Origin of the sequence: Humitalea sp. 24SJ18S-53, assembly GCF_050632385.1 — a bacterium.
GTDB lineage: Bacteria > Pseudomonadota > Alphaproteobacteria > Acetobacterales > Acetobacteraceae > Humitalea.
The window spans coordinates 3910892-3933204 of the sequence record NZ_CP192599.1 but is presented as its reverse complement, the minus strand read 5'-3'; the positions used below and the strand labels follow the sequence as shown (position 1 = coordinate 3933204).

The 22313-nt window shown below is 69.6% G+C and carries 20 protein-coding genes; 14 read left to right on the top strand and 6 right to left on the bottom strand.

Annotation, left to right across the window (positions count from 1 at the left end; translation table 11 throughout):
* Positions 1-115 precede the first annotated feature (115 nt).
* Both ACQW02_RS18735 and ACQW02_RS18730 read right to left on the bottom strand, forming a co-directional pair.
* On the bottom strand, positions 116-1543 hold the full coding sequence (locus ACQW02_RS18735; protein ID WP_431281427.1) for a DUF2252 domain-containing protein: 1428 nt from the start codon (positions 1541-1543) through the stop codon (positions 116-118).
* A gap of 234 nt (positions 1544-1777) precedes the next feature.
* The gene (locus ACQW02_RS18730) at positions 1778-2443 is read right to left on the bottom strand and encodes an EI24 domain-containing protein (RefSeq protein WP_431281426.1); all 666 of its coding nucleotides are present in this window, start codon (positions 2441-2443) and stop codon (positions 1778-1780) included.
* A gap of 344 nt (positions 2444-2787) precedes the next feature.
* On the opposite strand from ACQW02_RS18730, the gene typA reads away from it, so the two are divergent.
* The 9 genes from typA to ACQW02_RS18685 all read left to right on the top strand — a co-directional run bounded on the left by typA (position 2788) and on the right by ACQW02_RS18685 (position 12083).
* Positions 2788-4620, top strand: coding sequence for a translational GTPase TypA (gene typA / locus ACQW02_RS18725; protein WP_431285928.1), 1833 nt, complete (start codon positions 2788-2790; stop codon positions 4618-4620).
* A gap of 90 nt (positions 4621-4710) precedes the next feature.
* Positions 4711-5079 (top strand): type II RES/Xre toxin-antitoxin system antitoxin, encoded by a 369-nt coding sequence (parS, locus tag ACQW02_RS18720; RefSeq protein WP_431281425.1) that lies wholly within the window; start codon positions 4711-4713, stop codon positions 5077-5079.
* Entirely contained in the window at positions 5025-5492 is a 468-nt protein-coding gene (locus ACQW02_RS18715; protein ID WP_431285927.1) for an RES family NAD+ phosphorylase, read from the top strand. The genes parS and ACQW02_RS18715 overlap by 55 nt, the downstream gene beginning before the upstream one ends.
* Positions 5493-5550: 58 nt before the next feature.
* Positions 5551-6234 (top strand): hypothetical protein, encoded by a 684-nt coding sequence (locus ACQW02_RS18710; protein ID WP_431281424.1) that lies wholly within the window; start codon positions 5551-5553, stop codon positions 6232-6234.
* On the top strand, positions 6231-7178 hold the full coding sequence (locus ACQW02_RS18705) for a Bug family tripartite tricarboxylate transporter substrate binding protein (protein WP_431281423.1): 948 nt from the start codon (positions 6231-6233) through the stop codon (positions 7176-7178). The genes ACQW02_RS18710 and ACQW02_RS18705 overlap by 4 nt, the downstream gene beginning before the upstream one ends.
* A complete protein-coding gene (locus ACQW02_RS18700; RefSeq protein WP_431281422.1) occupies positions 7178-8707 on the top strand; it encodes a GMC family oxidoreductase in 1530 nt (509 codons plus the stop codon). The genes ACQW02_RS18705 and ACQW02_RS18700 overlap by 1 nt, the downstream gene beginning before the upstream one ends.
* Complete coding sequence (locus ACQW02_RS18695) at positions 8704-9624, top strand: aldo/keto reductase (RefSeq protein WP_431281421.1); 921 nt, start codon at positions 8704-8706, stop codon at positions 9622-9624. Before ACQW02_RS18700 ends, ACQW02_RS18695 begins: the two co-directional genes overlap by 4 nt.
* A gap of 99 nt (positions 9625-9723) precedes the next feature.
* On the top strand, positions 9724-10986 hold the full coding sequence (locus ACQW02_RS18690; protein ID WP_431281420.1) for a D-amino acid dehydrogenase: 1263 nt from the start codon (positions 9724-9726) through the stop codon (positions 10984-10986).
* Positions 10987-11015: 29 nt separating this feature from the next.
* Positions 11016-12083 (top strand): amino acid ABC transporter substrate-binding protein, encoded by a 1068-nt coding sequence (locus tag ACQW02_RS18685; protein ID WP_431281419.1) that lies wholly within the window; start codon positions 11016-11018, stop codon positions 12081-12083.
* A 250-nt stretch (positions 12084-12333) separates the two neighbouring features.
* Here ACQW02_RS18685 and ACQW02_RS18680 read toward each other — a convergent pair whose 3' ends face one another.
* The 3 genes from ACQW02_RS18680 to ACQW02_RS18670 all read right to left on the bottom strand — a co-directional run bounded on the left by ACQW02_RS18680 (position 12334) and on the right by ACQW02_RS18670 (position 15078).
* Positions 12334-13413, bottom strand: a complete 1080-nt coding sequence (locus tag ACQW02_RS18680; RefSeq protein WP_431281418.1) for an SMP-30/gluconolactonase/LRE family protein — start codon at positions 13411-13413, stop codon at positions 12334-12336.
* A 99-nt stretch (positions 13414-13512) separates the two neighbouring features.
* A complete protein-coding gene (locus ACQW02_RS18675; RefSeq protein ID WP_431281417.1) occupies positions 13513-13764 on the bottom strand; it encodes a DUF3297 family protein in 252 nt (83 codons plus the stop codon).
* 57 nt (positions 13765-13821) lie between these two features.
* A complete protein-coding gene (locus tag ACQW02_RS18670; RefSeq protein ID WP_431281416.1) occupies positions 13822-15078 on the bottom strand; it encodes a UbiH/UbiF/VisC/COQ6 family ubiquinone biosynthesis hydroxylase in 1257 nt (418 codons plus the stop codon).
* 229 nt (positions 15079-15307) lie between these two features.
* Here ACQW02_RS18670 and ACQW02_RS18665 point away from each other — a divergent pair, with 229 nt between their 5' ends.
* From ACQW02_RS18665 to ACQW02_RS18655, 3 genes are all read left to right on the top strand, one after another.
* Positions 15308-15646, top strand: a complete 339-nt coding sequence (locus ACQW02_RS18665; RefSeq protein ID WP_431281415.1) for a P-II family nitrogen regulator — start codon at positions 15308-15310, stop codon at positions 15644-15646.
* A gap of 47 nt (positions 15647-15693) precedes the next feature.
* Positions 15694-17031 (top strand): ammonium transporter, encoded by a 1338-nt coding sequence (locus tag ACQW02_RS18660; protein WP_431285926.1) that lies wholly within the window; start codon positions 15694-15696, stop codon positions 17029-17031.
* A gap of 152 nt (positions 17032-17183) precedes the next feature.
* Positions 17184-19760 carry a DNA translocase FtsK 4TM domain-containing protein gene (locus ACQW02_RS18655; protein WP_431281414.1) on the top strand — a complete coding sequence of 859 codons (2577 nt, stop codon included), beginning with the start codon at positions 17184-17186 and terminating at the stop codon, positions 19758-19760.
* Positions 19761-20005: 245 nt separating this feature from the next.
* Here the strand turns inward: ACQW02_RS18655 and ACQW02_RS18650 are convergent, their stop codons facing one another.
* A complete protein-coding gene (locus ACQW02_RS18650; RefSeq protein WP_431281413.1) occupies positions 20006-20758 on the bottom strand; it encodes a hypothetical protein in 753 nt (250 codons plus the stop codon).
* A gap of 78 nt (positions 20759-20836) precedes the next feature.
* Between ACQW02_RS18650 and pip the strand changes: the two genes are divergently transcribed.
* Positions 20837-21790 (top strand): prolyl aminopeptidase, encoded by a 954-nt coding sequence (gene pip, locus ACQW02_RS18645; protein WP_431281412.1) that lies wholly within the window; start codon positions 20837-20839, stop codon positions 21788-21790.
* 61 nt (positions 21791-21851) lie between these two features.
* Positions 21852-22283, top strand: coding sequence for a hypothetical protein (locus tag ACQW02_RS18640; protein ID WP_431281411.1), 432 nt, complete (start codon positions 21852-21854; stop codon positions 22281-22283).
* Positions 22284-22313: the final 30 nt, after the last annotated feature.

Genomic DNA, 22313 nt, shown 5'->3' with positions numbered 1-22313 from the left:
AACCCCTCCGCGCCCCGACACCGCCATACTGCCTGAGGCGGGCTGATGGCGGACAATTCGCGTGCATACGGCGAAGCGGCCCCCGGCGGCGCCGGCAGGGCAGCGTATCGCCCGGCTACGCGTCCGTCGTGGCGATGACGGAGCCGTCGCGCACCGCCGCCTTCAGCGCCGCGTGGTCGCGCCCCGCCTGATCGGCATAGGCGATGGCGAAATCGCCCATCTCCTCGTCGAACTGGCCGCCGGTGCCGAGATAGCCCGCGATACCGGCCACCTCCGCGCTGCGGGCATGGGCGCGGGCCAGCGACCAGCCGCATAACCTGCCGTAGGTCGCCATGACCTCCGCGTCGAATGTCTCGACCAGCGGCTTGATCTTCGCGTCGCGCAGTTGGCGCAGGTAGAATTGGCGCCCGTTCGGCGCCGTCACCCAGCCGAGGAACAGGTCCGAGGCCGGCTGCATCAGCCGCTGGCCCATCACCACGCGCTGGCCGTGGTGCCCGTAGGCGCCGGCGCCGGCGAAGGGCTCGAGCACCGAGGCCACGGCCTCCTTCACCTGCAGGAACAGCGGGTCGTTGGCGGCGGACATCAACAGCACGATCCAGCAGCGTCGCCCGACGCTGCCGACGCCGACGACCTTTATCGCCGCATCCACCACCCGGTAGCGATCGAGCAGGACGCGCCGGTCATCGGACAGCGTTGCCCGGTATTCCGCGAAGACCTGGTTGAGCGTCTCGTCGAACTCGGGCGTGCGGGCGGCATCGGGATGGAAGATCAGGGGCGGCGCATCGCGTATGGTGGTCCGTCCGCCGACCACGCCGGCAAGGCGCGGGAAATCGAATTCGGAGCCGTTGCCCGACATCGCCTTCGCGACCCTTGCGCGCAGCCTCGCCGCAACGGTGGACGAAACTGCCGCCGCGGCGTCCTCGGCGGTGATTCGGGCATACCAGACATCGAGCGGCTGCATGCGGGCGAAGGCGTGCAGGCGCTTGCGATAGCTGCGCGCCGCCGCGACGGCCGCATCCCGGCCATCCTTGCCCGCATGCCCGTTCGCGCGCGACGCCAGCACCATCGAGGCGACGAGCCGCTTCACATCCCATTCCCATGGTGCGGGCAGCGTCTCGTCAAAATCGTTGATGTCGAACAGCACGTGGCGCTCGGGCGAGGCGAAGCCGCCGAAATTCATCAGGTGGCAATCGCCACAGGCCTGCACATGAATACCGGTATTCGGCGTCTTCGCGAGGTCGCTGGCCATCACGGCCGCCGAGCCGCGATAGAAGGCGAAGGGCGATTGCAGCATGCGTCCGTAGCGGATCGGCACCAGCTCCGGCATGCGGTCGGCGTCGGATTCCTGCAGCAGGGCGATCGGGTCCGGCCGGTCGGCCGGGCGCTTCCAGGCCCCATGCGACGCGCGGGGGATGCTGTCCCGCAGCGCCTTTCCGGCCGCGAACAGCTCGTCGATCGAATGAGGGTGGGTTGCCGTCACCCTCGGCGGCGGCGCGCCCTCCATCGCTTTCGGGACGAGGTGGATCCTGGCAACCTTCTTCATGGCGCTCGCTCCATGACCGGGAGGTTCGCCGAGGGGCGAGGCCGCCGGACGATGGATGAAAGCGCCAACGGCGGCTCCGGTACAATGATGCAGATCAACCGCGATCCCGCCGGGCGGGGGCCGCGTCCCGTCTCAGCCGGATGTCTGTTGCGGCCGTGGCATCCCGCCGGGCAAGGGCGGGCGTAAAGCACAACCCGGTGAGGGGCCCATCGCCGCGCCAGATCGAGGCGAACGTCAGACCATGTCGGTCCTTCTATTCCACAGCACATGCACCGATGCCGCCGTCCCCAGCACCGGCACCAGCAGCCCCGCCAGCGGCACCAGCGACAGCAGCGCCAGCGACAAGCCCAGCCCCCAGACCGCCCAGCGATTCGCCGCACGCGCGTCCCGCGCCGCCGCCAGCCCCATGCGCAACTGCGCCGTGCCTTCGAACAAGCCGCGCCCCAGCACCAGCGCCGACACGGCCAGCGCCACGACGAAACCGACGCCGGGCACGAACATCAGGGGCAGCAACAGCACCTGCACGCCCAGCATCTTCAGGCCGAACCACAGCCCCCAGGCGCCCTGGGCCGCCGCGGACGCGCCCTGTGCGGGGGGAAGGCCGGGGTAATGCCGGCGCTCCACCGCCCGCGCCACCTGTTCGACGAACAGCCCCGACAGCCCGACCGCGACCGGCAGAAACAGCCACCAGGCCAGGAACAGCCCCAAAAATCCGCCAAGGCCCGAAGCCAGCCAGCCGACCCAGCCCGCGCTGCCCGCGGCGAACCAGGCCGCGACCTCGACCGACCCCCAAAACAGCGCGGCCATCGCCAGCGCCGACAGCAGCACGCCCTTGATCAGCGGGCCGCGAAAAGCAGGGTCGCCGAGTTGGGCGAGGGCGAGGATCAGGGCTTGGGGCATCGCCCAAAGGGTGGGCAGTCCTGCCCAGACCTGCAACTGCCCTCGCGCAGCGCGATACAGGGCTGCTTCATGACGGGGTGATTCGGCGTTGTTTTGCATTCCCTTTCGCGCGTCGGGGCCCTATGTGTGCGCCGCACGCGAAAAACCGTGTGCGCTGCACAACGCCCCGCGTCCTTCACGGGACGGTCCAGGGCGCCCAAACCACCGGACGCCCAGATGCCCCAGCCGAACAGCCCACGTCCCGCGCGCCACGGCGTGATGACAACACGCAATTGGCCCCATGACTCGTCTTTTCGGGACGTGTCCTTCCGGCCCGAACAGGAGAGCGCCCGATGAGCGCCAACATGAAGCTTCGCAACGTCGCGATCATCGCGCACGTCGACCATGGCAAGACCACCCTGGTTGACCAGTTGCTGAAGCAGGCCGGTGCCTTCCGCACCAACCAGGTGGTCGCCGAACGCGCCCTGGACCGCAACGACCTGGAGCGTGAGCGCGGGATCACCATCCTGGCCAAGGCGACCGCGGTCGAATGGAAGGGCATCAAGATCAACATCGTGGACACGCCCGGCCACGCCGACTTCGGCGGTGAGGTGGAGCGCATCCTGTCCATGGTCGACGGCGCCATCGTGCTGGTCGATGCCGCCGAGGGCGTGCTGCCGCAGACCAAGTTCGTGCTGACCAAGGCCCTGGCCCGCGGCATCCGCCCGATGGTCGTGGTCAACAAGGTCGACCGCCAGGACGCGCGCGCCGACGAAGTCCATAACGAGATGTTCGACCTCTTCGCCGCCCTGGGCGCCGACGACAACCAGCTCGATTTCCCGATGCTCTTCGCCTCGGGCCGCCAGGGCTGGGCCGACACGACGATGGACGGGCCGCGCAAGGACCTGTCGGCGATGTTTGACCTGATGGTCAGCCACGTGCCGGCGCCGGGCCTCGACCCGGACCTGCCCTTCGCGATGAATGCCGCGATCCTTGAGGCCGACCCGTTCCTGGGCCGGATCCTGACGGGCCGCATCGAACAGGGCACCGCGCGGTTGAACATGCCGGTGCGCGTGCTGCGCGCCGATGGTTCGATCGTCGAGACCGGCCGCCTGACCAAGCTGCTGACCTTCTCGGGCCTCGACCGCGTCGTGGTGGAAACCGCCGAGGCGGGTGACATCATCGCCATCGCCGGCCTGTCCGAGGCGACCATCCCGGACACCATCGCCGATCCGTCCATCGCCGCGGCGCTGCCGTCGGTGCCGGTCGATCCGCCGACCCTGGCGATGACCTTCCGCATCAACGACGGCCCCCTGGGCGGTCGCGAAGGCAAGAAGGTCACCTCGCGCCAGATCCGCGAGCGCCTGCTGAAGGAAACCGAGAGCAACGTCGCCATCAAGGTGACCATGTCCTCGGAGAACGACGCCTTTGAGGTTGCCGGTCGTGGCGAACTCCAGCTTGGCGTCTTGATCGAGCAGATGCGTCGCGAAGGCTTTGAGCTGACCATCGGCCGCCCCCGCGTGCTGATGCAGACCAATGCCGAAACCGGCGAGCGCGAGGAGCCTTATGAAGAGGCCCTGGTGGACGTGGACGAGGAGTACTCGGGCGTCGTGGTGCAAAAGCTGAGCCTGCGTAAGGGTCAGTTGCAGGACATGCGGCCGTCGGGCGGCAACAAGCAGCGCCTGACCTTCCTGATCCCGTCGCGCGGGCTGATCGGCTACCAGGGCGAGTTCCTGACCGATACACGCGGCACGGGCATCATGAACCGGCTGTTCCACGGCTACCTGCCCTTCGCCGGCCCGATCGAGGGCCGTCGCAATGGCTCGCTGATCTCCAACAGCGATGGCGAGGCGATCCAATACGCCCTGTTCTCCCTGCAGGACCGCGGCACGCTGTTCGTGGACCCGGGTGTGAAGGTCTATGTCGGTCTGATCCTGGGCGAGCACAGCCGGGACAACGACCTGGACGTGAACCCGATCAAGGAAAAGAAGCTGACCAACATCCGCGCCGCCGGCAAGGATGAGGCCCTGCTGCTGACCCCGCCGCGCCGGATGAGCCTGGAGCAGGCGATCGCCTACATCGAGGACGACGAGCTGGTGGAAGTCACCCCCTCCGCCGTCCGCCTGCGTAAGCGTTACCTTGACCCGAACGAGCGCAAGAAGCACGCGCGCCGGGCCGAGAGCAGCGAAGCGGCATAAGGTTTACGGGGGCACCGCAGGGTGCCCCCGTTTTTGTTTGGGGCCGTTTTCACTTGCGGCGATATGCACCCGCCCGCTATGCATATCGCCATGAACGTCATCCTGCCCATCCCCGCCATCCGCGAAGGCCTGCCGACCGCCGCCGCCGATGACGCCGTGGCCACCGGCCTGCTGACGGCCGCCGAACTCGATCGGCTGGCGATTCCGCGCAAAACCTTGGCCCATCGCCGCGCCCTCGGCCGGCTGACGCCGGAGCAATCCGACCGCCTGGCCCGCATCCTGCGCCTGATCGGCACCGCCGAAGACACGTTTGCCGATCCCGCCCGCGCCCATGCCTGGCTGCGGCGCCCGACCACGGCGCTGGGCGGCGAGGCGCCGCTCGACCTGCTCGACACCGATCCCGGATCACGCCAGGTCGAGGCGCTGCTGGGCCAGATCGCCCACGGCATCGCCGCCTGATCGAAGCCTGGCGCCTCTGCCGCGCCGGCTTTGCCGATCTGACCGGGGCGGGGGCGCAGGCCTGGGGCGGGCGCTGGAACAGCCCGGGGCGTCCCGTGGTCTATGCCGCCGACCACCCCGCGCTGGCGGTGCTTGAGGTGCGGGTTCACCTGGACCTGCCGCCAGACCTGATCCCGGCCGATTATGTGCTGCTGCGGCTGCAATTGCCCGACGCGGAAAGCCTGGCCACGCCGCCCGACGACCCGCGCGCCGTGGGTGACGCCTGGCTCAAGGCCAATACGTCGCCGGTGCTGAGGGTGCCCAGCGTGTTGGTGCCCCACGCCTGGAATCTTCTGGTCAACCCGCGCCACGCCGATGTCGGGGCGATCCGCGAACAAATTCCCTTCGGCTTTGACCAGCGTTTGTGGGGGTAACTGGACCCGGTGCGCGCGCGGACCTAGTTTCCGGCGAGACTGAGGAAACGTTTAAAAAATGACCCTACCGGGCACCGGATTCCTGGCGCTGTGGAATGACCACGCCGACCCGGATGGCGATTACGACCTGTGGCACGGGCGCGAACACGTGCCCGAACGCCTGGGCATCCCCGGCATCCTGGCCGTGCGGCGCTACCTGCGGACCCAGGGGTCGCTGCCGGAATGGTTCACCCTCTATCCCGTTGCTGATTTGGGGGTGCTGGCCTCCGCCCCCTATCGCGCCTTGCTGGGCAATCCGACGCCGGCTTCGGCGCGGATGCGGCCGGGTTTTGCCAATTTCCTGCGCCGGGGCTGCGACACCGTGCGGTCGTTCGGCGGCGGGCTTGGGGCTGGGCTGGCGGCGGCGATGCCGATGCTGGCGCCGGGGGCGGATTTGGCCCGGTTGGACCGGCTGGCGGATTTCGGCCCGGTGCTGTCGGCGCATCTCGGCCGCATCGATGCCGGGGTGCAATCGGTGCCCTTCACGATGGCCGAACCGGTGCTGCCGCCGAACAATGCCGTCTTGCTGGTCGAAGCCGGCTCGCCCGAGGACCTGGCCCCGCTGCTGGCCGACATCGGTGCCGAATTGTTTGCCGAGGGGTTGGTCACCGCGCCACCCGATTGGACGCTCTATCGCCTGCGTTTCGCGTTGACCGCCGGCGACGCCGCCGCTGTGCCACCCCCACCCGGAGCCACCCCATGATCCGCCGCCTGCTGCTTGGCCTGTTGGTGCTGACCCCCGCCGTCGCGAAGGCCCAGGAATGGCCGACGCGGCCGGTGTCGATCGTCGTCGCTTTTGCCCCGGGCGGGCCGGCCGATGTCATCGCGCGCATCATCGCCCAGCGCCTGACCGAACAGATGGGCAAGCCGTTTGTCGTCGAAAACCGGGTGGGCGGCGGCGGCACGGTCTCGGCCACCACGGTCGTGCGCGCGGCGCCGGATGGGCATACCGCGCTGTTGCTGACGTCGAGCCACGCGGTGAACGAAAGCCTGGCCCCCACGCGCGGCTACGACCTTTTGCGCGACCTGGCGCCCGTCGCCCAGATCGCCGAAACGCCCTACGTCCTGCTGGTGCCGCCCGGCCGTGCCACGACCTTGGCCGAACTGCTGGCGATCGGCCGCCGCGAACCGCTGAATGTCGCGACCGGCGGCCCGGGCGGGCTGACCCATCTGCTGGGTGAGATGCTGAAGCAACGCACCGGGCTCGACATGGCGATGGTCCATTACCGGGGCAACGCGCCGGCGATCAACGATCTGATGGCGGGACGGGTGGACTTCATCTTCGACAATGGCGCCGCCAGCCTGGACCAGGCGCGGGCCGGGCGGTTGCGGGCGCTGGCGGTGACGGCGCCGCAGCGCCTGGCCTCGGCCCCCGAGGTGCCGACGATGGAGGAGGCCGGTTTCACGGGCTTTGAGGTCAGCGCCTGGCTCGGCATCGGCGTGCCCGCCGCGACGCCGCCCGCGATCATCGCCCGCTTCGCAGAGCAACTGCGTCAGGTGGTGGCCGACCCCGGCGTGCGCACGCGGCTGGAGGCGGCAGGTGCACAGCCCGAATTCCGCGACACGGCCGCCTTCACCGCCGTGGTCGCCCGCGACATCCCGCGGTGGCGGGAGGTGATCGTGCAGGGCAATATCACCGCCAACTGATGCGCGACGCCGATACCATCATCATCGGCGGCGGCACCGCCGGCTGCGTCCTGGCGGCCCGCCTGTCGGAGGATCCCGGCCACCGCGTGCTGCTGCTGGAAGCCGGGCCGCCCGACAGAAATCCCTGGATCCACATCCCGGCCGGCGTGTCGAAACTGATTGCGCACCCCGTGCTGAACTGGCGCCTGCGCACGGCGCCCGAGGCCAATGGCCGCGACCTCTACTGGCCATCCGGCAAGATGCTGGGCGGATCGTCCAGCCTGAACGGCATGACCTATATCCGCGGCCAGGCCGAGGATTACGACGAATGGGCCGTCCCCGGCTGGTCCGCCGCCGATGTGTTGCCGGTCTTCGATGCGTTGGAAGCGGACCCGTTTTCTGTCGGCGAGATCACCTATCGCCACCCCATGCCGGAACTGGCGCGGCAGGCGGCGCTGGCGATCGGCATCCCGCACAACGAGGATTTCAACGGCGCGACCCAGGCCGGTGTCGGCTGGTATCGCGTTGCGATGCGCAATGGGCGGCGGATGTCGGCCGCAACGGCCTACCTCGCCCCCGCGCGCGGGCGGAAAAACCTGGAGGTTGTGACGGGCGCGCAGGTGTCGCGCATCGTCTTCGACCAGGGCCGCGCCAGCGGCGTGATGTTCGGCGACGGCCAGACCGCGACGGCGCGGAAGAACGTGGTGCTCTGCGCGGGGGCGGTCGGTTCGCCGCATCTGTTGCAAGTCTCGGGCATCGGCGACGGCGCGCATCTGCAAGGGCTCGGCGTGCCGGTCGTGGCGGATGTGCCGGAGGTCGGGCGCAACCTGCAGGAACAGGTGCGCGCCGAATTCCACATGCGCTGCCGCCACCCGACCTTCAATCAGGAAGCGCGGTTTCCGCGGCTGGTCGGGCATGTGCTGCGCTATGCGCTGGCGCGACGCGGCTTGCTGACGACCACGGGCAGCCAGGTGGCGATGTTCCTGTGTTCGGGGCCGGATGTCGCGCGGCCGGATACGCAGATCAACATCCGTCCGGCCAGCGGCGAATATCGCGGCAATGCGGGGTTCACCCTGCATGATTTCCCGGGCGCCACGGCCTTTGCCTGCAACCTGCGCCCCGCCAGCCGGGGCCATGTGCTGGCCGCCAGTGCCGATGCGCGCGTGGCCCCGCGCATCACCGCCAACCTGCTGGCCGACCCCGCCGATTTGCGCCCAGTCCTGCACGGCATCCGCGTGCTGCGCCGGCTGATCGCGACCGAACCGCTGCGATCGGAAGTGGTCGAGGAGTTGCGCCCCGGCGCCGCCATCCAGACCGATGAAGCGCTGGAAGCGCATGTGCGCGATGTCGCCCTGCCGCTGTACCACGCCGCCGGCACCTGCCGGATGGGCACCGATGCGGGATCGGTGCTGGACGCCGAATTGCGGGTGAGGGGGGTTGCGGGGCTGCGCGTTGTGGATGCCTCCGTGATGCCGCGCGTCACCTCGGGCAACACCATGGCACCGGTGCTGATGATCGCGGAAATGGCGGCCAGGATGATGCGGGCATGACGGATGGGCGGGACCGCGTGGCGGTGGGGACCACCGGCGTGCGTCTGTCGCGGCTGGGCATGGGTGGCGGCAGTCTCGCGAGTGCGGGCGATATCGCCGCCGTGCAGCAGGCTGCCTGGGATGCGGGGCTGCGGTATTTCGACACCGCCGCGCTCTATGCGGGCGGTGAGAGCGAGCGCCAACTCGGCCGCTTCCTGGCCGGTAAACCGCGCGCGGACTGTGTCGCGTCCACGAAGTTTGGCCGCGTGGCGGTCGATGGGCGCGATGTCTTCGACTATACCGCCGCCGCCACCGAACGCAGCATCGCGACCAGCCTGGAACGCCTGGGGCTGGATTATCTCGATGTGGTGTTCCTGCATGACCTGATCCCGGCGTTTTTCGGCGATGCCTACGAAGCCCGCTTTGCCGAGGCGATGGCCGGTGCCATCCCGGTGCTGCAACGCCTGCGCGCCAAGGGCACGATCCGCGCGATCGGCATCGCGCTGCGCGACCCGACGGCTGCCTTGCGCCTGCTGCGCGCCGCCCGCTTCGATGCGGTGATGCTGGCCGGGGAATGCACCTTGCTGCACCGGGGCGCGCTGGCCGAGCTGCTGCCGCATTGCGCGGCGGAACACATCGCCGTGGTGGTGGCGGCGCCTTTCGAGACGGGGTTGCTCGCGACCGGCGCCGTCCCCGGCGCGCGCTGGCAGTACAAGCCGGCCCCGCCCGACATCCTGGCCCGTGTCGCGGCGATGGAGCAGGCCTGCGCCGCGCATGGCGTCAGCCTGCCCGCCGCCGCGATCCAGTTCCCGCTGCGCCAGCCCGGCGTGGTCGGAATCGTGGCCGGGCACCAGACGGTGGACCAGGTCGCGACCAACCTGGCCCTGTTGGAAACCCCGGTGCCGGAAGCCTTGTGGGCGGCCCTGGCCGCGATCTGAGGCGGGTTGCCCGCGCAGACGGCAGCCCAGGGGCCAAAAAATGCGAAAAAAGCCGCTGGATGGTTCGACAAGCTGCGTCGCCGCCGCGATGCTGCGGTCATGGATGTTCTGGTTCTCGGCGCCGGCGTAACCGGTCTTTGCGCGGGCTATGCCCTGGCGCGCGATGGCCATGCCGTCACCATCGTGGAACGCAATCCGGAGGCCGCGCGCGAAGCCTCCTTCGCCAATGGTGGGCAGCTTTCCTACTCCTACGTCGCACCCCTGGCCGGGCCGGGCGTGATCCCAAAGATTCCCGGCTGGCTGCTGAACCCCGAAAGCCCGATGCGCTTCCGGCCGAGGCTCGACCCCGGGCAGTGGCGCTGGGGCATGAAATTCCTGGCCGCCTGCAACCCGACCATGGCCGACCTGACCACGCGGCGCCTGCTGCGATTGTCGGCTCTGTCCCGCAGGCTGGTGCATCGCCTGGTCGAGGAAGAGTCGCTCGCCTTCTCCTACGACCGATCCGGCAAACTGGTGGTGCTGTCCGACCAGGGCAGTTTCGACGGCGCCCGGGCGCTGATGGATTTCCAGGCAAAACTCGGCTGCACCCAGCAGGCGCTGGATACGGCCGAGGTGCTGCGGCTCGAACCCTCGCTGGCCCGCATCGCGCCCCGCCTGGTCGGCGGTATCTACACGCCCGATGAGGAGGCGGGCGACTGCCGCGCCTTCTGCCTCGGCCTGTCCGACATCCTGGCCGAGCGCTACGGCGTGCGCTTCCGCTGGGGCACGCATGTCAGCCAGCTGGTCGCGCAGGGCGGGCGGCTGCGGGCTGTCATGACGGCGGCCGGTGCGATGGAGGCCGATGCCTTCGTCCTGGCCGCCGGGGCCGCCGCCGGGGCCTTGTTGCGGCCGCTGGGTTTCGCGCTGCCGCTGTATCCGCTGAAGGGCTACAGCCTGACACTGCCCGTGACGAACCCCGCCGCGGCACCCCAGATCAGCGTGACCGACGCCGCGCGCAAGGTGGTCTATGCGCGCCTGGGCGACCGCATGCGGGTCGCCGGCATGGCCGATCTCGTGGGCTACGACACCACCATCCGGCCCGCGCGGCTGGACCTGCTGGTGCGGGAAGCCCGCGACGCCTTTCCGGATGCCGCCGATTGGATGCGCATCGGCCCCTGGACGGGGCTGCGCCCGGCAACACCGACCAGCGCGCCCATCCTCGGCCTGGTGCCGGGGCTGGAGAACCTGGCGCTGGACGTCGGGCAGGGGGCCTTGGGCTTCACCCTGGCCATGGCGTCGGGGCGGATCGTCGCCGATGCCTTGGCCGGGCGACAGGCAGCAATCGAAATGGATGGTTTCCAACCGTCCGACCACGGGCTTTGATGGCCCCTTCAGCCAGGCAGGAAACACGCATGCTCCAAACCCTAAGGACCGCGATGCTCGCGGCGCCGCTCCTCCTGCTGCCGGGCCTGGCCGCGGCCCAGGCGCCCGCCGCGCCGGCCGCCCCCGCCGCCCCCACGAGCGCGGTGCGCGGCGCCTCGCCGATCTTCGATGGCGTGCGCGCGCGTGACCACATCCGCTGCGGCGTGTCGCAGGGCACGCCTGGCTTTTCGGTGCCGGATAGCCAGGGCGTCTGGCGCGGTTTCGACGCCGATTACTGCCGCGCGCTGGCCGCGGCCGTGCTGGGCGATCCGAACAAGGTGCGCTTCACGCCCTATTCCGCGCAGGCGCGTTTCACCGCGCTGCAATCGGGCGAAATCGACGTGCTGTCGCGCAACACCACCTATACCTTCGTGCGCGACGTGCAGCTCGGCCTCGAATTCCCGGCAATCATCTACTACGACGGCGCGGGCTTCCTGGCGCGGCGGCAGCCGGGGCTGACCTCGGCGCGGGGCCTGGATGGCGCGACCGTCTGCGTGCAGACCGGTTCGACCAACGAACTCATCGTCGGCGACTTCGGGCGCGCCAACAACATCCGCCTCAACCCGCTGGTCATGCAGAACCTGGAGGAGATTTTCCAGGCGCTGTTCTCCGGCCGTTGCGATGCGATGAACTGGGATCGCGGCGCCCTGGCCGGCACCCTGCAACGCGCGCCGAACCCGGCCGATTTCGTCATCCTGCCGGAAGTGCTGTCCAAGGAACCCTACAGCCCCGTCGTCGCGCAAGGCGACCAGCGCTGGCTTGAGATCGTGCGCTGGGTCGCCTTCGGCCTGATCGAGGCCGAGGAACTGGGCATCACCGCCGCCAACGCCGACAGCCGCCTGACCAGCACCGACCCCGGCGTGCAGCGCCTGCTGGGCGTGTCCGGCGGGTTCGGCGCCATGCTCGGCATCGACAACCGGTGGATGCTCAACGCCATCAAGGCCGTGGGCAACTGGAACGAAGTTTTTGAGCGCAACCTGGCACCGCTGGGCATCGACCGCGGCGTGAACCGGCTGTGGAGCGCCGGTGGCGCGCTCTACGCGCCGGCGTTTCGCTGATCTGGTGAGGTGGCGCCGTGGAGGGGGCTGTTCGCCCCCTCCACACCACCCCCAACCAGGGGCCGCCGCCCCTGGACCGGCGGAGTTATTGGCGCATCGGAGAGAGGGGCATGTCGCGCGCTTGATGACGGGCGCGCCTGCGACGCCCCTCTCTCCGATGCGCCAAATCGCGTGGGTTCCAAGGGGCCACGGCCCCTTGGTGGGGATAGTTTGAAAGGGGCAACGCCCCTTTCAAAGCGCAACCTACCCGTCAGCAGAAATGCGCCCCGCGCGTTTCCACCGCCACCGCGTAGAGTGACTGGCTGGCGGTCATGAACAGGATGTTGCGTCGTGTGCCGCCGAAGCAAACGTTGGAGCAGATTTCCGGCAGTTTGATTTGCCCGATCCGATCGCCGTTCGGCGCGAAGATGTGCACCCCGTCGTAGCCATCCCCGACCCAGCCGGCCGAGGACCAGATGTTGCCGCGTTCATCGGCGCGTATGCCGTCGGCCATGCCGGCGCGGCCGTCCAGGGTCATGTCGGCGAAGGTGCGCCCGTTGCGCAGGCGTGGGCCGTCCACGTCGAAGGCCCAGATCTGCTTCTTGGCGTCGGGGTAGTGGCTCGCGCCGGTGTCGGCGATGTAGCAGGTCCGGTAATCGGGCGAGAAACACAGTCCGTTCGGCTTGAAGGGGGCGTCCGTGAGTTTCGTCACTTCGCCCGATTGCCCATCGATGCGCCAGACCGCCTCTTTCATGAAGGGGCGGGGGCTGTCGGCCGATTGCGGCACGCGTTCGCCCTCGTAGTTCATCAGCGCGCCGTAGCCCGGGTCGGTGAACCAGATGCTACCGTCCGAAGGCAGGACCACGCCATCGTTGGGCGCATTGAACGCGCCTTCCGGCGCCCGTGCGGCCAGGATCGTGATGCGGCCATCGGGTTCGTAGCGCACGACGTCGCGGTGGTAGTGGCGGAAGGCGATCTGCCGCCCTTCGCGATCAAAGGTATTGCCGTTGGAGAAGCCGGAGGGGCTGCGGAAGCGGCGGTTGACCCGCATATTCTCCTCGGTCAGGCGCAGGGCTTCGTCGTTGGGGATGTCGGAAAAGACCAGGAAGCGCCCGGTCGCATGCCAGGCGGGGCCTTCGGCCCAGGCCATGCCCGTGTGCAGCCGCCGGATCGCGGCATTGCCCAGGGCCGCGCCGAAGCGCCGCGGGTCCAGCGTGATGATGTCGGGATCGGGGTAGCGCTGCGGCGGCGCATTGGGGCCATAGGCGCGTTGCGCCAGTACCGGCGTCGCGGCCAGCGCCGCGATACCCGTCAGCACCCCGCGCCGGGCGAGGCTTTCGCCATGTGTCATTGGTTTTCTCCCAACCCCCTGTTGACCGGGGGTTGGGGCAAGCATGGCACAGGCGGTCGTTTCGCCGCCGAGTAACGCTTTCGTGAGCGGCGGGCGCCCTCAGCCGGCGGCTGGGACGTCGCGGAAATAGGCCTCGACCGTGCCTTGCAGCTTCATGGTCAGCGGCCGGCCCTGGCGGTCCATGCTGTTGCCGACGGTGACGCGCACCCAGCCTTCGCTGATGCAATACTCGTCGACGTTGGTCTTCTCGACGCCCTTGAAGCGGATGCCGATGCCGCGTTCCAGCAGGGCCGCGTCATGGAACGGGCTTTTGGGGTTGGCGGAAAGGCGGTCGGGCGGGGTGTCGGTCATATCAGGACTCTGTTCGCGGCATTGGGCTGCGGGTCATAGCCACCCTGGCCGCGCGAGTCACACCCCCCGCCCGGCCAGCAGCCCCCCAGAGACACCGCCAAACCCCATCGCCCGTCGGGCGAACCAGCGTTTCAGCGCTGGCATCCGGTCCACCGCGCCGATGCCCAGGCGCCGCGCCGCGCGGATCGGGGCCAGGTCATTGCCAAAAAGCCGTTCCAGCGCATGGGTTGCGCCCAGCATCACCAGATTGTCGCCGCGCCGGGCTGCCTGATAGCGCGCCAGCACCGACGCGCCGCCCGGGTCTTCCCCCGCGTTCACCGCCTCGATCACCGCCTCGGCCAGGGCCGCCACGTCCCGGAAGCCCAGGTTCAGCCCTTGGCCCGCGATCGGGTGGATGCCGTGCGCCGCATCGCCGACGATGGCCAGGCGGGTGTCGGTCAGGCGCTGCACATGCATCGCGGTCAGCGGATAGGACCAACGCCGCCCGACCGGCGTGACCGCCCCCAGATGCCCGCCCATCCGGCGTCTCAATTCGCGGCCGAAGCCGGCGTCGGTCAGGTCCAGCGCGGCCTTGGCGATATCGGTGCGGTCGGACCAGACATAGGCCGACAGGTTCGGATGCTCTGCCGTGCCGGTCATCGGCAATTGGGCGAAGGGGCCGTTCGGCAGGAACTGTTCCAGCGCCAAGCCGTCATGCGGGCGTTCATGGGCGAAGGCGCCGACCAGCCCCATCTGGTGATAGTCGAACCCGGCCTCCCCGATGCCGGCGCCGCGCCGCAGGGGACTGCGACGGCCCTCGGCCGCGACGACCAGCCGGGCGGTGATGCGATGGCCGTTGGTCAGGGTCACGGTGGCGCCCTCGGCATCGCGCTCCACCGTCGCTTCGGTCGGCGCGAAGACCGACAGGTTCGCCATGCCTGGCAGGCGGGCATTAAGCGCGACCCGCAGGGCCCGCGCCTCGATCATCCAGCCAAACGCTTCCTCCCCGGCATCCGCCGCGTCGAAATGCAGGCTGAGGTGCGATGGCGCCTCGCCCGGGCGCCCATCGGCCACGCGGATCGCGCGGATGGCACAGGGTTCGGCCGGCAGCCGCGCCCAGATGCCGGCGGCGTCCAGCAGGTTGCGAGAGGTCGCGGCGATGGCATAGGCGCGGCCGTCGAAGGCCGGCATTTCCATCGGCGGCAATGGCGCGGCGTCGATCACCGCGACCGTCACCCCCGCGGCGGCGAGCAGCGCGCCCAGCGTGGCGCCCACGGGCCCCGCGCCGATGATGCAGACCTCTGCCAGGGATGCGGCGTGTGAACTGTCGGTCATCTTGGCGGTCTGCTCCATCGGGGGGCGCCGGTTGCAGGGTCGGCTGCCTAATCTCTAAGCAAAAAAATCATGCCCCTTGGTCCGCCGCATCGCCGCGGCAGGCTGTCGGCGGCGGTTTGCCTCACGCTGCGGCCGAAAATGCAATCGGCCGGGCGTTCGGTCCCGCGTGGCACGGGGTTTGGTAACACAACCCCCAGACGTGCTGACTGAACAAGGGGGCGAGTTTCAAATGAAGTTGGTGATCGCGATCATCAAGCCGTTCAAATTGGACGAGGTGCGCGAGGCGCTCACCCCGCTCGGCGTGCAAGGGCTGACGGTGACGGAAGTCAAGGGTTTCGGGCGCCAGAAGGGCCAGACCGAGATCTACCGGGGGGCGGAATACCACGTCTCCTTCCTCCCCAAATTGAAGATCGAGGTCGCCGTGCCGGCCGACATGGTCGATGCGGTCGTCGAAGCGATCGCCGGCACCGCCCGCACCGGCAAGATCGGCGACGGCAAGATCTTCGTCCTCGATGTGGAACGCGCCCTGCGCATCCGCACCGGTGAGACGGACGACGCCGCGCTGTGACTGCCGATCTGACGCCACCAATCAATCCGACGAGGGGAAATAGAATGATGCGCTTTCTGGCGCGCGGCGCCTTCGCGCCGTTGCCTGTCCTGCTGTTCGCCGCCATGCCGGCGTTCGCCCAGGATGCAGCGCCCAAGGTCGACGCCGGCGATACCGCCTGGATGCTCACCTCCACCGCACTGGTCCTGATGATGACCGTGCCGGGCCTGGCGCTCTTCTACGCGGGCATGGTCCGCAAGAAGAACATCCTGGCCACCATGATGCAGTCGGTCTCGATCGCGGCGATCATCTCGATCGTCTGGATGGTCGTGGGCTACTCGCTGGCCTTTGGTGAGGGCGGTGCCTATGTCGGCGACTTCTCGCGCCTGTTCCTGAACGGCCTGGCCGAGAACTGGGACAAGCCCTTCACCCTGGGCACGGGCGACGCGGCGGTGGCGATGACCATCCCCGAGAGCGTCTTCCTGATGTTCCAGATGACCTTCGCCATCATCACCCCGGCGCTGATCGCCGGTGCTTTCGCCGACCGGATGAAGTTCTCGGCGCTGGTGGTCTTCACCATCCTGTGGTCGCTGGTCGTCTACAGCCCGATCGCGCATTGGGTCTGGCATCCGAATGGCTGGATTTTTGCCCTGGGCGCGCTCGATTTCGCGGGCGGCACGGTCGTGCACATCAACGCCGGTGTCGCCGGCCTGATCTGTGCGCTTGTCCTGGGCAAGCGCGTCGGGCTCGGCGCCGACAACATGTCGCCCTACAACTTGGCCTTCGCCGTCATCGGCGCCAGCCTGCTGTGGGTGGGCTGGTTCGGCTTCAACGCTGGTTCGGCGCTGACCGCCGGCGGCCGTGCGGGCATGGCCATGCTGGTCACGCAACTGGCCGCGGCCGCCGCGGCGCTGGCCTGGATCTTCGCCGAGTGGATCATCAAGGGTAAGCCGTCGGTGCTGGGCGCGATCTCGGGCGTCGTGGCCGGCCTGGTCGCGATCACTCCGGCCTCGGGCTTCGTGCTGCCGATCCCGGCCGTGATCATCGGCCTGGTCGCCGGTCTCGCGGGCTTCTGGGGCGCCACCGCGCTGAAGCACATGTGCGGCTACGACGACAGCCTGGACGCCTTTGGCGTGCATGGCATCTGCGGCATCGTCGGCGCCATCCTGGTCGGCTGGTTCGCCTATGGCCCGCTGTCGGCGACGACCGCGGCGCCGGACGGCATCATCGGTTCGATGGATCAGCTGATCATCCAGGTCCAGGCCTCGGCCGCGGTCTTCGCCTATACGGCGGTCGCGTCCTACATCCTGCTGAAGATCGTGGACATCCTGATCGGCCTGCGCGTGACCGAAGAAGAGGAACGCGAGGGCCTGGACGTGTCGCTGCACGGCGAACGCATGGGCTGAGCCCACCCCCCCTTCGGGGCTTGGTCCAAGCGAGGGCGCCGGGGCAACCCGGCGCCCTTTTTGCGTCTTGAAGCCGGCGGTTGAATAACCCCTGCCGCGTCAGGCACCTGTGGTGCTAGGCTGCCGTATCACCTGAAGCAGTATCACCGCCGATGCCCCGTGCCGCACTTGTCGAACGCGCCGCCGAAGCCGCCCGCCCCGGCGGCAACCGTTTTGCCTCGCCCGCCGTCAAGGCGGCGCTCGCGCGGCGCGCGGCCGAAACCGGGGGTCTGCTGGTCGGGCTGGCGGGGCTGGGGCTGCTGGTGGCGCTCGGCAGTTACAACGCGGCTGATCCGTCGCTGTCCACCGCGACGCATCAGCCGGTGCAGAACCTGGCCGGCCCGGGTGGCGCCATCGTGGCCGACCTGCTGTGGCAGACCTTTGGCTGGGCGGCGCTGGTGCTGCCCGCCAGCCTGCTGGTCTGGGCCGGCAGGCTTGCGGCCCATCGCGGCCTTGCCCCCTTCGCCGGCCGGCTGGCGGCGCTTTTGGCGGCGCTGCCGCTGGTCGCGGCGGCGCTGACCCTGGCCCCACTGCCGCCGGGGCTGGCCGGTGCCGCCGGCGCGGGCGGTGCCGTTGGCCCGCCCCTGGCCGGCTGGGTCGCCGGCCTGCCGGGAAACCTCTTCGGCCCCTATGGCGCGGCCGTGGCCCAGATCGGCCTTGTCGGCGCGGCCGTGCTGTCGGCCTGGTTCGGCATCGCCCTGCCGCGCGGGTCCATGCGGCGTGCCGGCGGCGCCGCGCGTGGCGGCGCGGGCTGGCTGGCCGCCCGGATGAAGCCGGCACCACGCGCCGCCGACGCGCAGCGCAGCCAGGATTGGGCGCCCATGCCGCCGCCGCCCCGGCCGATGCGCGTCGCCCCGTTGCAGCGCGACGACGCGCCGGAGCCCACGCCCGAACCCACGCCTGCATCGGGGCGCGAACGCCTGTCCACCGTCTCCGAAGGGCCGGGCCTCGCGGCCCGCACCACCGCCGCCGTCACCGGCCTGCTGCGCCGGCGCGAACGCCCCGCGGAACCGCGCCTGTCCACCCTGCTGCGCAATGCCGAAAGCGCCGCGGGCGAACCCGAACCCGCCGCCCCGACGCCCCCGCCGCGCGGCGAAAAGCCCCGCGTCGCCGACCGCACCCCCGCCCCGCGCAAGCGGCCGGAGGCCAACCAACCCGCGCTCGACCTGCCCGATGGCCGCTATCGCCCGCCGCCGCTCGACCTGCTGACCGTGGCGCCGCCGCGCCGCGACCAGGGGCCGTCGGAAGAAGCCCTGCAAAACAACGCCCGCATGCTGGAAAGCGTGCTGGAGGATTACGGCGTGCGCGGCCGCATCGTCGAAATCCGCCCCGGCCCGGTCGTGACGCTGTACGAGCTGGAACCGGCCCCCGGCACCAAATCCGCCCGGGTCATCGGCCTGTCCGACGACATCGCCCGCAGCATGAGCGTGCTGGCTGTGCGTATCGCCACCGTCCCGATGCGCAACGTCATCGGTATCGAAATGCCGAACGCCAAGCGCGAGACGGTCTATCTGCACGAACTTTTGAGCGCCAATGACTGGGCGCGGAACCCGGGGCGGCTGCCGCTGGCGCTGGGCAAGGACATCGGCGGGTCGCCCGTCGTGGCCGATCTTGCGAAAATGCCGCACCTGCTGATCGCCGGCACCACCGGGTCGGGCAAGTCGGTCGGGATCAACACCATGATCCTGTCGCTGCTATATCGCCTGACGCCCGACGAATGCCGCTTCATCATGATCGACCCAAAGATGCTGGAACTGTCGGTCTATGACCGCATCCCGCATCTGCTGGCGCCGGTCGTCACCGAACCGCCCAAGGCCATCGGCGCCCTGAAATGGACGGTGCGGGAGATGGAACGGCGGTATCGTTCCATGTCGCAACTCGGCGTCCGCAACATCGCCGGCTTCAACGAAAAGATCGCCGAGGCCCGCCGCACCGGCCAGGTGCCGACCCGCCGCGTGCAAACGGGCTTCGACCCCGAAACCGGCAAGCCGGTCTTCGAGGACCAGCCCCTGGCGCTGACCCTGCTGCCGATGATCGTCGTGGTCATCGACGAAATGGCCGACCTGATGATCGTCGCCGGCAAGGAGATCGAGGCCGCCGTCCAACGCCTCGCGCAGATGGCCCGCGCCGCCGGCATCCACGTGATCATGGCGACCCAGCGCCCGTCGGTGGACGTCATCACCGGCACCATCAAGGCGAACTTCCCGACGCGCATCTCCTTCAGCGTCACCAGCAAGATCGACAGCCGCACCATCCTGGGCGAGCAGGGTGCCGAACAACTCCTGGGCATGGGCGACATGCTGCACATGGCCGGCGGCGGCCGCCTGGCCCGCGTGCACGGACCCTTCGTGTCCGACGCCGAAGTCGAACGCGTGGTCGACTGGCTGCGCGAGCAAGGCGAACCCTCCTACGTCGAGGAAGTCACCGAGGCAGACGAGGACGACGACGGCTCCAACCCCGGCCTGTCCGGCATCGCCGCCGGGTCGGACGCCGAAAAATCGCTCTTCGACCAAGCCGTCGACCTGGTCACCCGCGAAGGCAAGGCCAGCACCAGCTTCGTCCAGCGCCACCTGAACATCGGCTACAACCGCGCCGCCAAGCTCATCGAACAGATGGAAAAAGAAGGCGTCGTCGGCGCCGCGAACCACGTCGGCAAGCGCGAGGTCCTGACCCGGCGCAGTGAGGATTGAACGGGGTGAGGGCGGTGCCGTGAGAGGGACTTCGTCCCCCTCACACTCCCCCTACCAGGGGCCGCCGCCCCTGGACCGGCAGGGTTTTGGCAAAGCAACGGGAGGGGCGTCATGGGCGATCCCTCGCCACGGGTGCTCCATGCCCCTCCCGTTGCTTTGCCAAAGTTCCGCGGGTTCCAAGGGCCCGCCGGCCCTTGGTAGGGGGAGGTGTGGAGGGGGCGAATAGCCCCTTCCACGGCGCACCCTCACCGCCCGAACAACCTTCGCAGCCAAGCCAACGGTCCCAGCCCGCGTCGCGTTTGCTGGTGTGTCACGTGTGGCCGGCGTGCCGGGGGTGGCAGGGCGGAGGCGATGGTGTGGCGCCCTTCGTCGCGTGCCGCGATCAGCCGTGCTTCCAGGGCCACGATCGGGGCGACCGCGTCGTTGCCGTAGCGTTCGGTCATGTCGGCCACGGTATGGGTGGCGTCGTCCCAGGCGCCGGCGCGGCGCAGCGCGTCCAGGGCGCGGACGCATTGTTCGGCATCCATCGGCGGGCCGCAGCGCCACAGCGCCACCGCATCCAGGCGCCAGGCGCGGGCCTGTTCGCCGCGCTGCATGTCATCGGCGACCCAGGCGGCCTGCAACGTGGCCTCGGCGGCGGCATGCAGGGCGCCAGTTTCCTCCAGCACATGCGCCCAGGCGAGGAATTTGCGTGCCAGCGGCGGGATTGTGTTGTCGGCCAGCAGGGCGCGGAACGGGGCGGCGGCGACCACGCCGGGCACGGCGGGATGTGCCTGGGCCAGGTCGGGCGCGGCATAGCCGCAATGCGGGCATTGCTGCAGCCAGCGCGCCATGGTGGATCGCACCGGCTCGCCCGGCCGCAGGTCCAGGTCCGGCGCCTGTTCGGGCGGTTGCGGGCGGAACGGCACATGGCGGCTCTCGCTGCCGCAGACGCCGCAGCGCAGGGTCGTGGGCGCTTTTTGTTGCGCACCGGCTTGGGATGGGGGGGGCAGTGCCATGGTTACCCCACGATAGAACCTGCGCCGCGACGTTGCACGCCCAGTTGCATGGCTGCGCGCGACTTGCGAAACAGGGGGATGCCCCGTGGCGACCTCTTCCCCGACATTGCCCCTTATGAAACCGGCCTGCTGCCCCTTTCGGGCGGCCATGTCATGTATTGGGAGCAGGTCGGCAACCCGCGCGGCCAGCCCGCCCTGTTCCTGCATGGCGGCCCCGGCGCCGGCGCGGGGGCGGTGCATCGCCGGTTTTTCGACCCGCAGCATTGGCGGATCATCATCTTCGACCAGCGCGGCGCCGGCCGGTCCCGCCCCTTGGGCGATTTGCGCGAAAACACCACGCCACACCTGGTCGCGGATATCGAGGTGCTGCGCCGCTTCCTCGGCATCGACCAATGGCTGCTGTTCGGCGGCTCCTGGGGCTCCACCCTGGCGCTGGCCTATGCCCAGGCGCATCCGGACCGCGTCGCCGGGGCCGTCCTGCGCGGCGTGTTCCTGGGGCGGGAGGCGGAGGTGGACTGGTTCCTCTACGGCCTGCGCCGCGTCTTCCCCGACGCCTGGGCGAATTTCGCCGAACATGTGCCGGAGGCTGAGCGCGGCGACCTGCTGACCGCCTACCTGACCCGGCTGATCGACCCCGAACCCTCGGTGCATTTGCCCGCGGCCCGGGCCTGGAGCGCCTATGAAGGCTCCTGCTCCACCCTTTTGCCATCGCCCGAGACGGTCGCGAGCTTCGCCCAGGACCGCACGGCGCTGGGGCTCGCGCGGATCGAGGCGCATTATTTCGCCCACCGCCTGTTCCTGGCCGAGGGCGGGCTGCTGGCGCACATGGACGGCATCGAACACATCCAGGCCGAGATCATCCAGGGCCGCTACGACATGGTCTGCCCGGCCGAGACCGCCTTCGACCTGGCCTCGGCCTGGCCACGGGCGCGGCTGACGGTGGTGCCCGACGCCGGGCATTCGGCGCTGGAACCTGGCATCCGCACCGCGCTGGTCGCCGCGGTCGAACGGTTCCGCATCCCCCGCCGGTAACCCATTCACATTTCGGCAACCCTGCCTGCCCCACCTTGCCGGGCAGACGAGGAGGCCGCCAATGCCGTCGGAAATCCGCCACATCCTGTTCCGCCCGGCCGAGGCCGCGCGCGCGACGCTGGACCATCTGCGCCGCGCCCGGCGCAACCAGCCGATGGGCGACGTGATCGATTGTTTCGTGGAACCGTCGCTACCCTGGGCCGGCGAAGCCGCGGCCCCCCGGCGCGGCGTGGCCCTGGCCGTGGTGATGGACCCCAGCCGCGACCTGCCGCGCGGCGAAGTCTCAGAATTGATGCGCCTGTCGCTGGCCGGTGAGGAACTGATGCAGGCGCTGATCGCCTATTGCCAGAACAACGGCGTCCCGCTGCCGATCGATGGCGACAAGTCGCTGCAACGTTTCGGCGACCAGATCGGCATCGTCATCACCCTGGACGACAGCGCGGTGGTGGCCCCCGTGGTCGCCGCGCGGATGGCGATGACCCACGCGGCCTGAAAAGCGGGGGCCTGAACTTCGCATCCAGCC

Coding starts and splice junctions, on each gene's coding strand:
- ACQW02_RS18735 (WP_431281427.1), bottom strand. CDS start 1,543: ATGAAGAAGGTTGCCAGGATCCACCTCGTCCCGAAAGCGATGGAGGGC.
- ACQW02_RS18730 (WP_431281426.1), bottom strand. CDS start 2,443: ATGCCCCAAGCCCTGATCCTCGCCCTCGCCCAACTCGGCGACCCTGCT.
- typA (WP_431285928.1), top strand. CDS start 2,788: ATGAAGCTTCGCAACGTCGCGATCATCGCGCACGTCGACCATGGCAAG.
- parS (WP_431281425.1), top strand. CDS start 4,711: ATGAACGTCATCCTGCCCATCCCCGCCATCCGCGAAGGCCTGCCGACC.
- ACQW02_RS18710 (WP_431281424.1), top strand. CDS start 5,551: ATGACCCTACCGGGCACCGGATTCCTGGCGCTGTGGAATGACCACGCC.
- ACQW02_RS18705 (WP_431281423.1), top strand. CDS start 6,231: ATGATCCGCCGCCTGCTGCTTGGCCTGTTGGTGCTGACCCCCGCCGTC.
- ACQW02_RS18700 (WP_431281422.1), top strand. CDS start 7,178: ATGCGCGACGCCGATACCATCATCATCGGCGGCGGCACCGCCGGCTGC.
- ACQW02_RS18695 (WP_431281421.1), top strand. CDS start 8,704: ATGACGGATGGGCGGGACCGCGTGGCGGTGGGGACCACCGGCGTGCGT.
- ACQW02_RS18690 (WP_431281420.1), top strand. CDS start 9,724: ATGGATGTTCTGGTTCTCGGCGCCGGCGTAACCGGTCTTTGCGCGGGC.
- ACQW02_RS18685 (WP_431281419.1), top strand. CDS start 11,016: ATGCTCCAAACCCTAAGGACCGCGATGCTCGCGGCGCCGCTCCTCCTG.
- ACQW02_RS18680 (WP_431281418.1), bottom strand. CDS start 13,413: ATGACACATGGCGAAAGCCTCGCCCGGCGCGGGGTGCTGACGGGTATC.
- ACQW02_RS18675 (WP_431281417.1), bottom strand. CDS start 13,764: ATGACCGACACCCCGCCCGACCGCCTTTCCGCCAACCCCAAAAGCCCG.
- ACQW02_RS18670 (WP_431281416.1), bottom strand. CDS start 15,078: ATGACCGACAGTTCACACGCCGCATCCCTGGCAGAGGTCTGCATCATC.
- ACQW02_RS18665 (WP_431281415.1), top strand. CDS start 15,308: ATGAAGTTGGTGATCGCGATCATCAAGCCGTTCAAATTGGACGAGGTG.
- ACQW02_RS18660 (WP_431285926.1), top strand. CDS start 15,694: ATGCGCTTTCTGGCGCGCGGCGCCTTCGCGCCGTTGCCTGTCCTGCTG.
- ACQW02_RS18655 (WP_431281414.1), top strand. CDS start 17,184: ATGCCCCGTGCCGCACTTGTCGAACGCGCCGCCGAAGCCGCCCGCCCC.
- ACQW02_RS18650 (WP_431281413.1), bottom strand. CDS start 20,758: ATGGCACTGCCCCCCCCATCCCAAGCCGGTGCGCAACAAAAAGCGCCC.
- pip (WP_431281412.1), top strand. CDS start 20,837: ATGCCCCGTGGCGACCTCTTCCCCGACATTGCCCCTTATGAAACCGGC.
- ACQW02_RS18640 (WP_431281411.1), top strand. CDS start 21,852: ATGCCGTCGGAAATCCGCCACATCCTGTTCCGCCCGGCCGAGGCCGCG.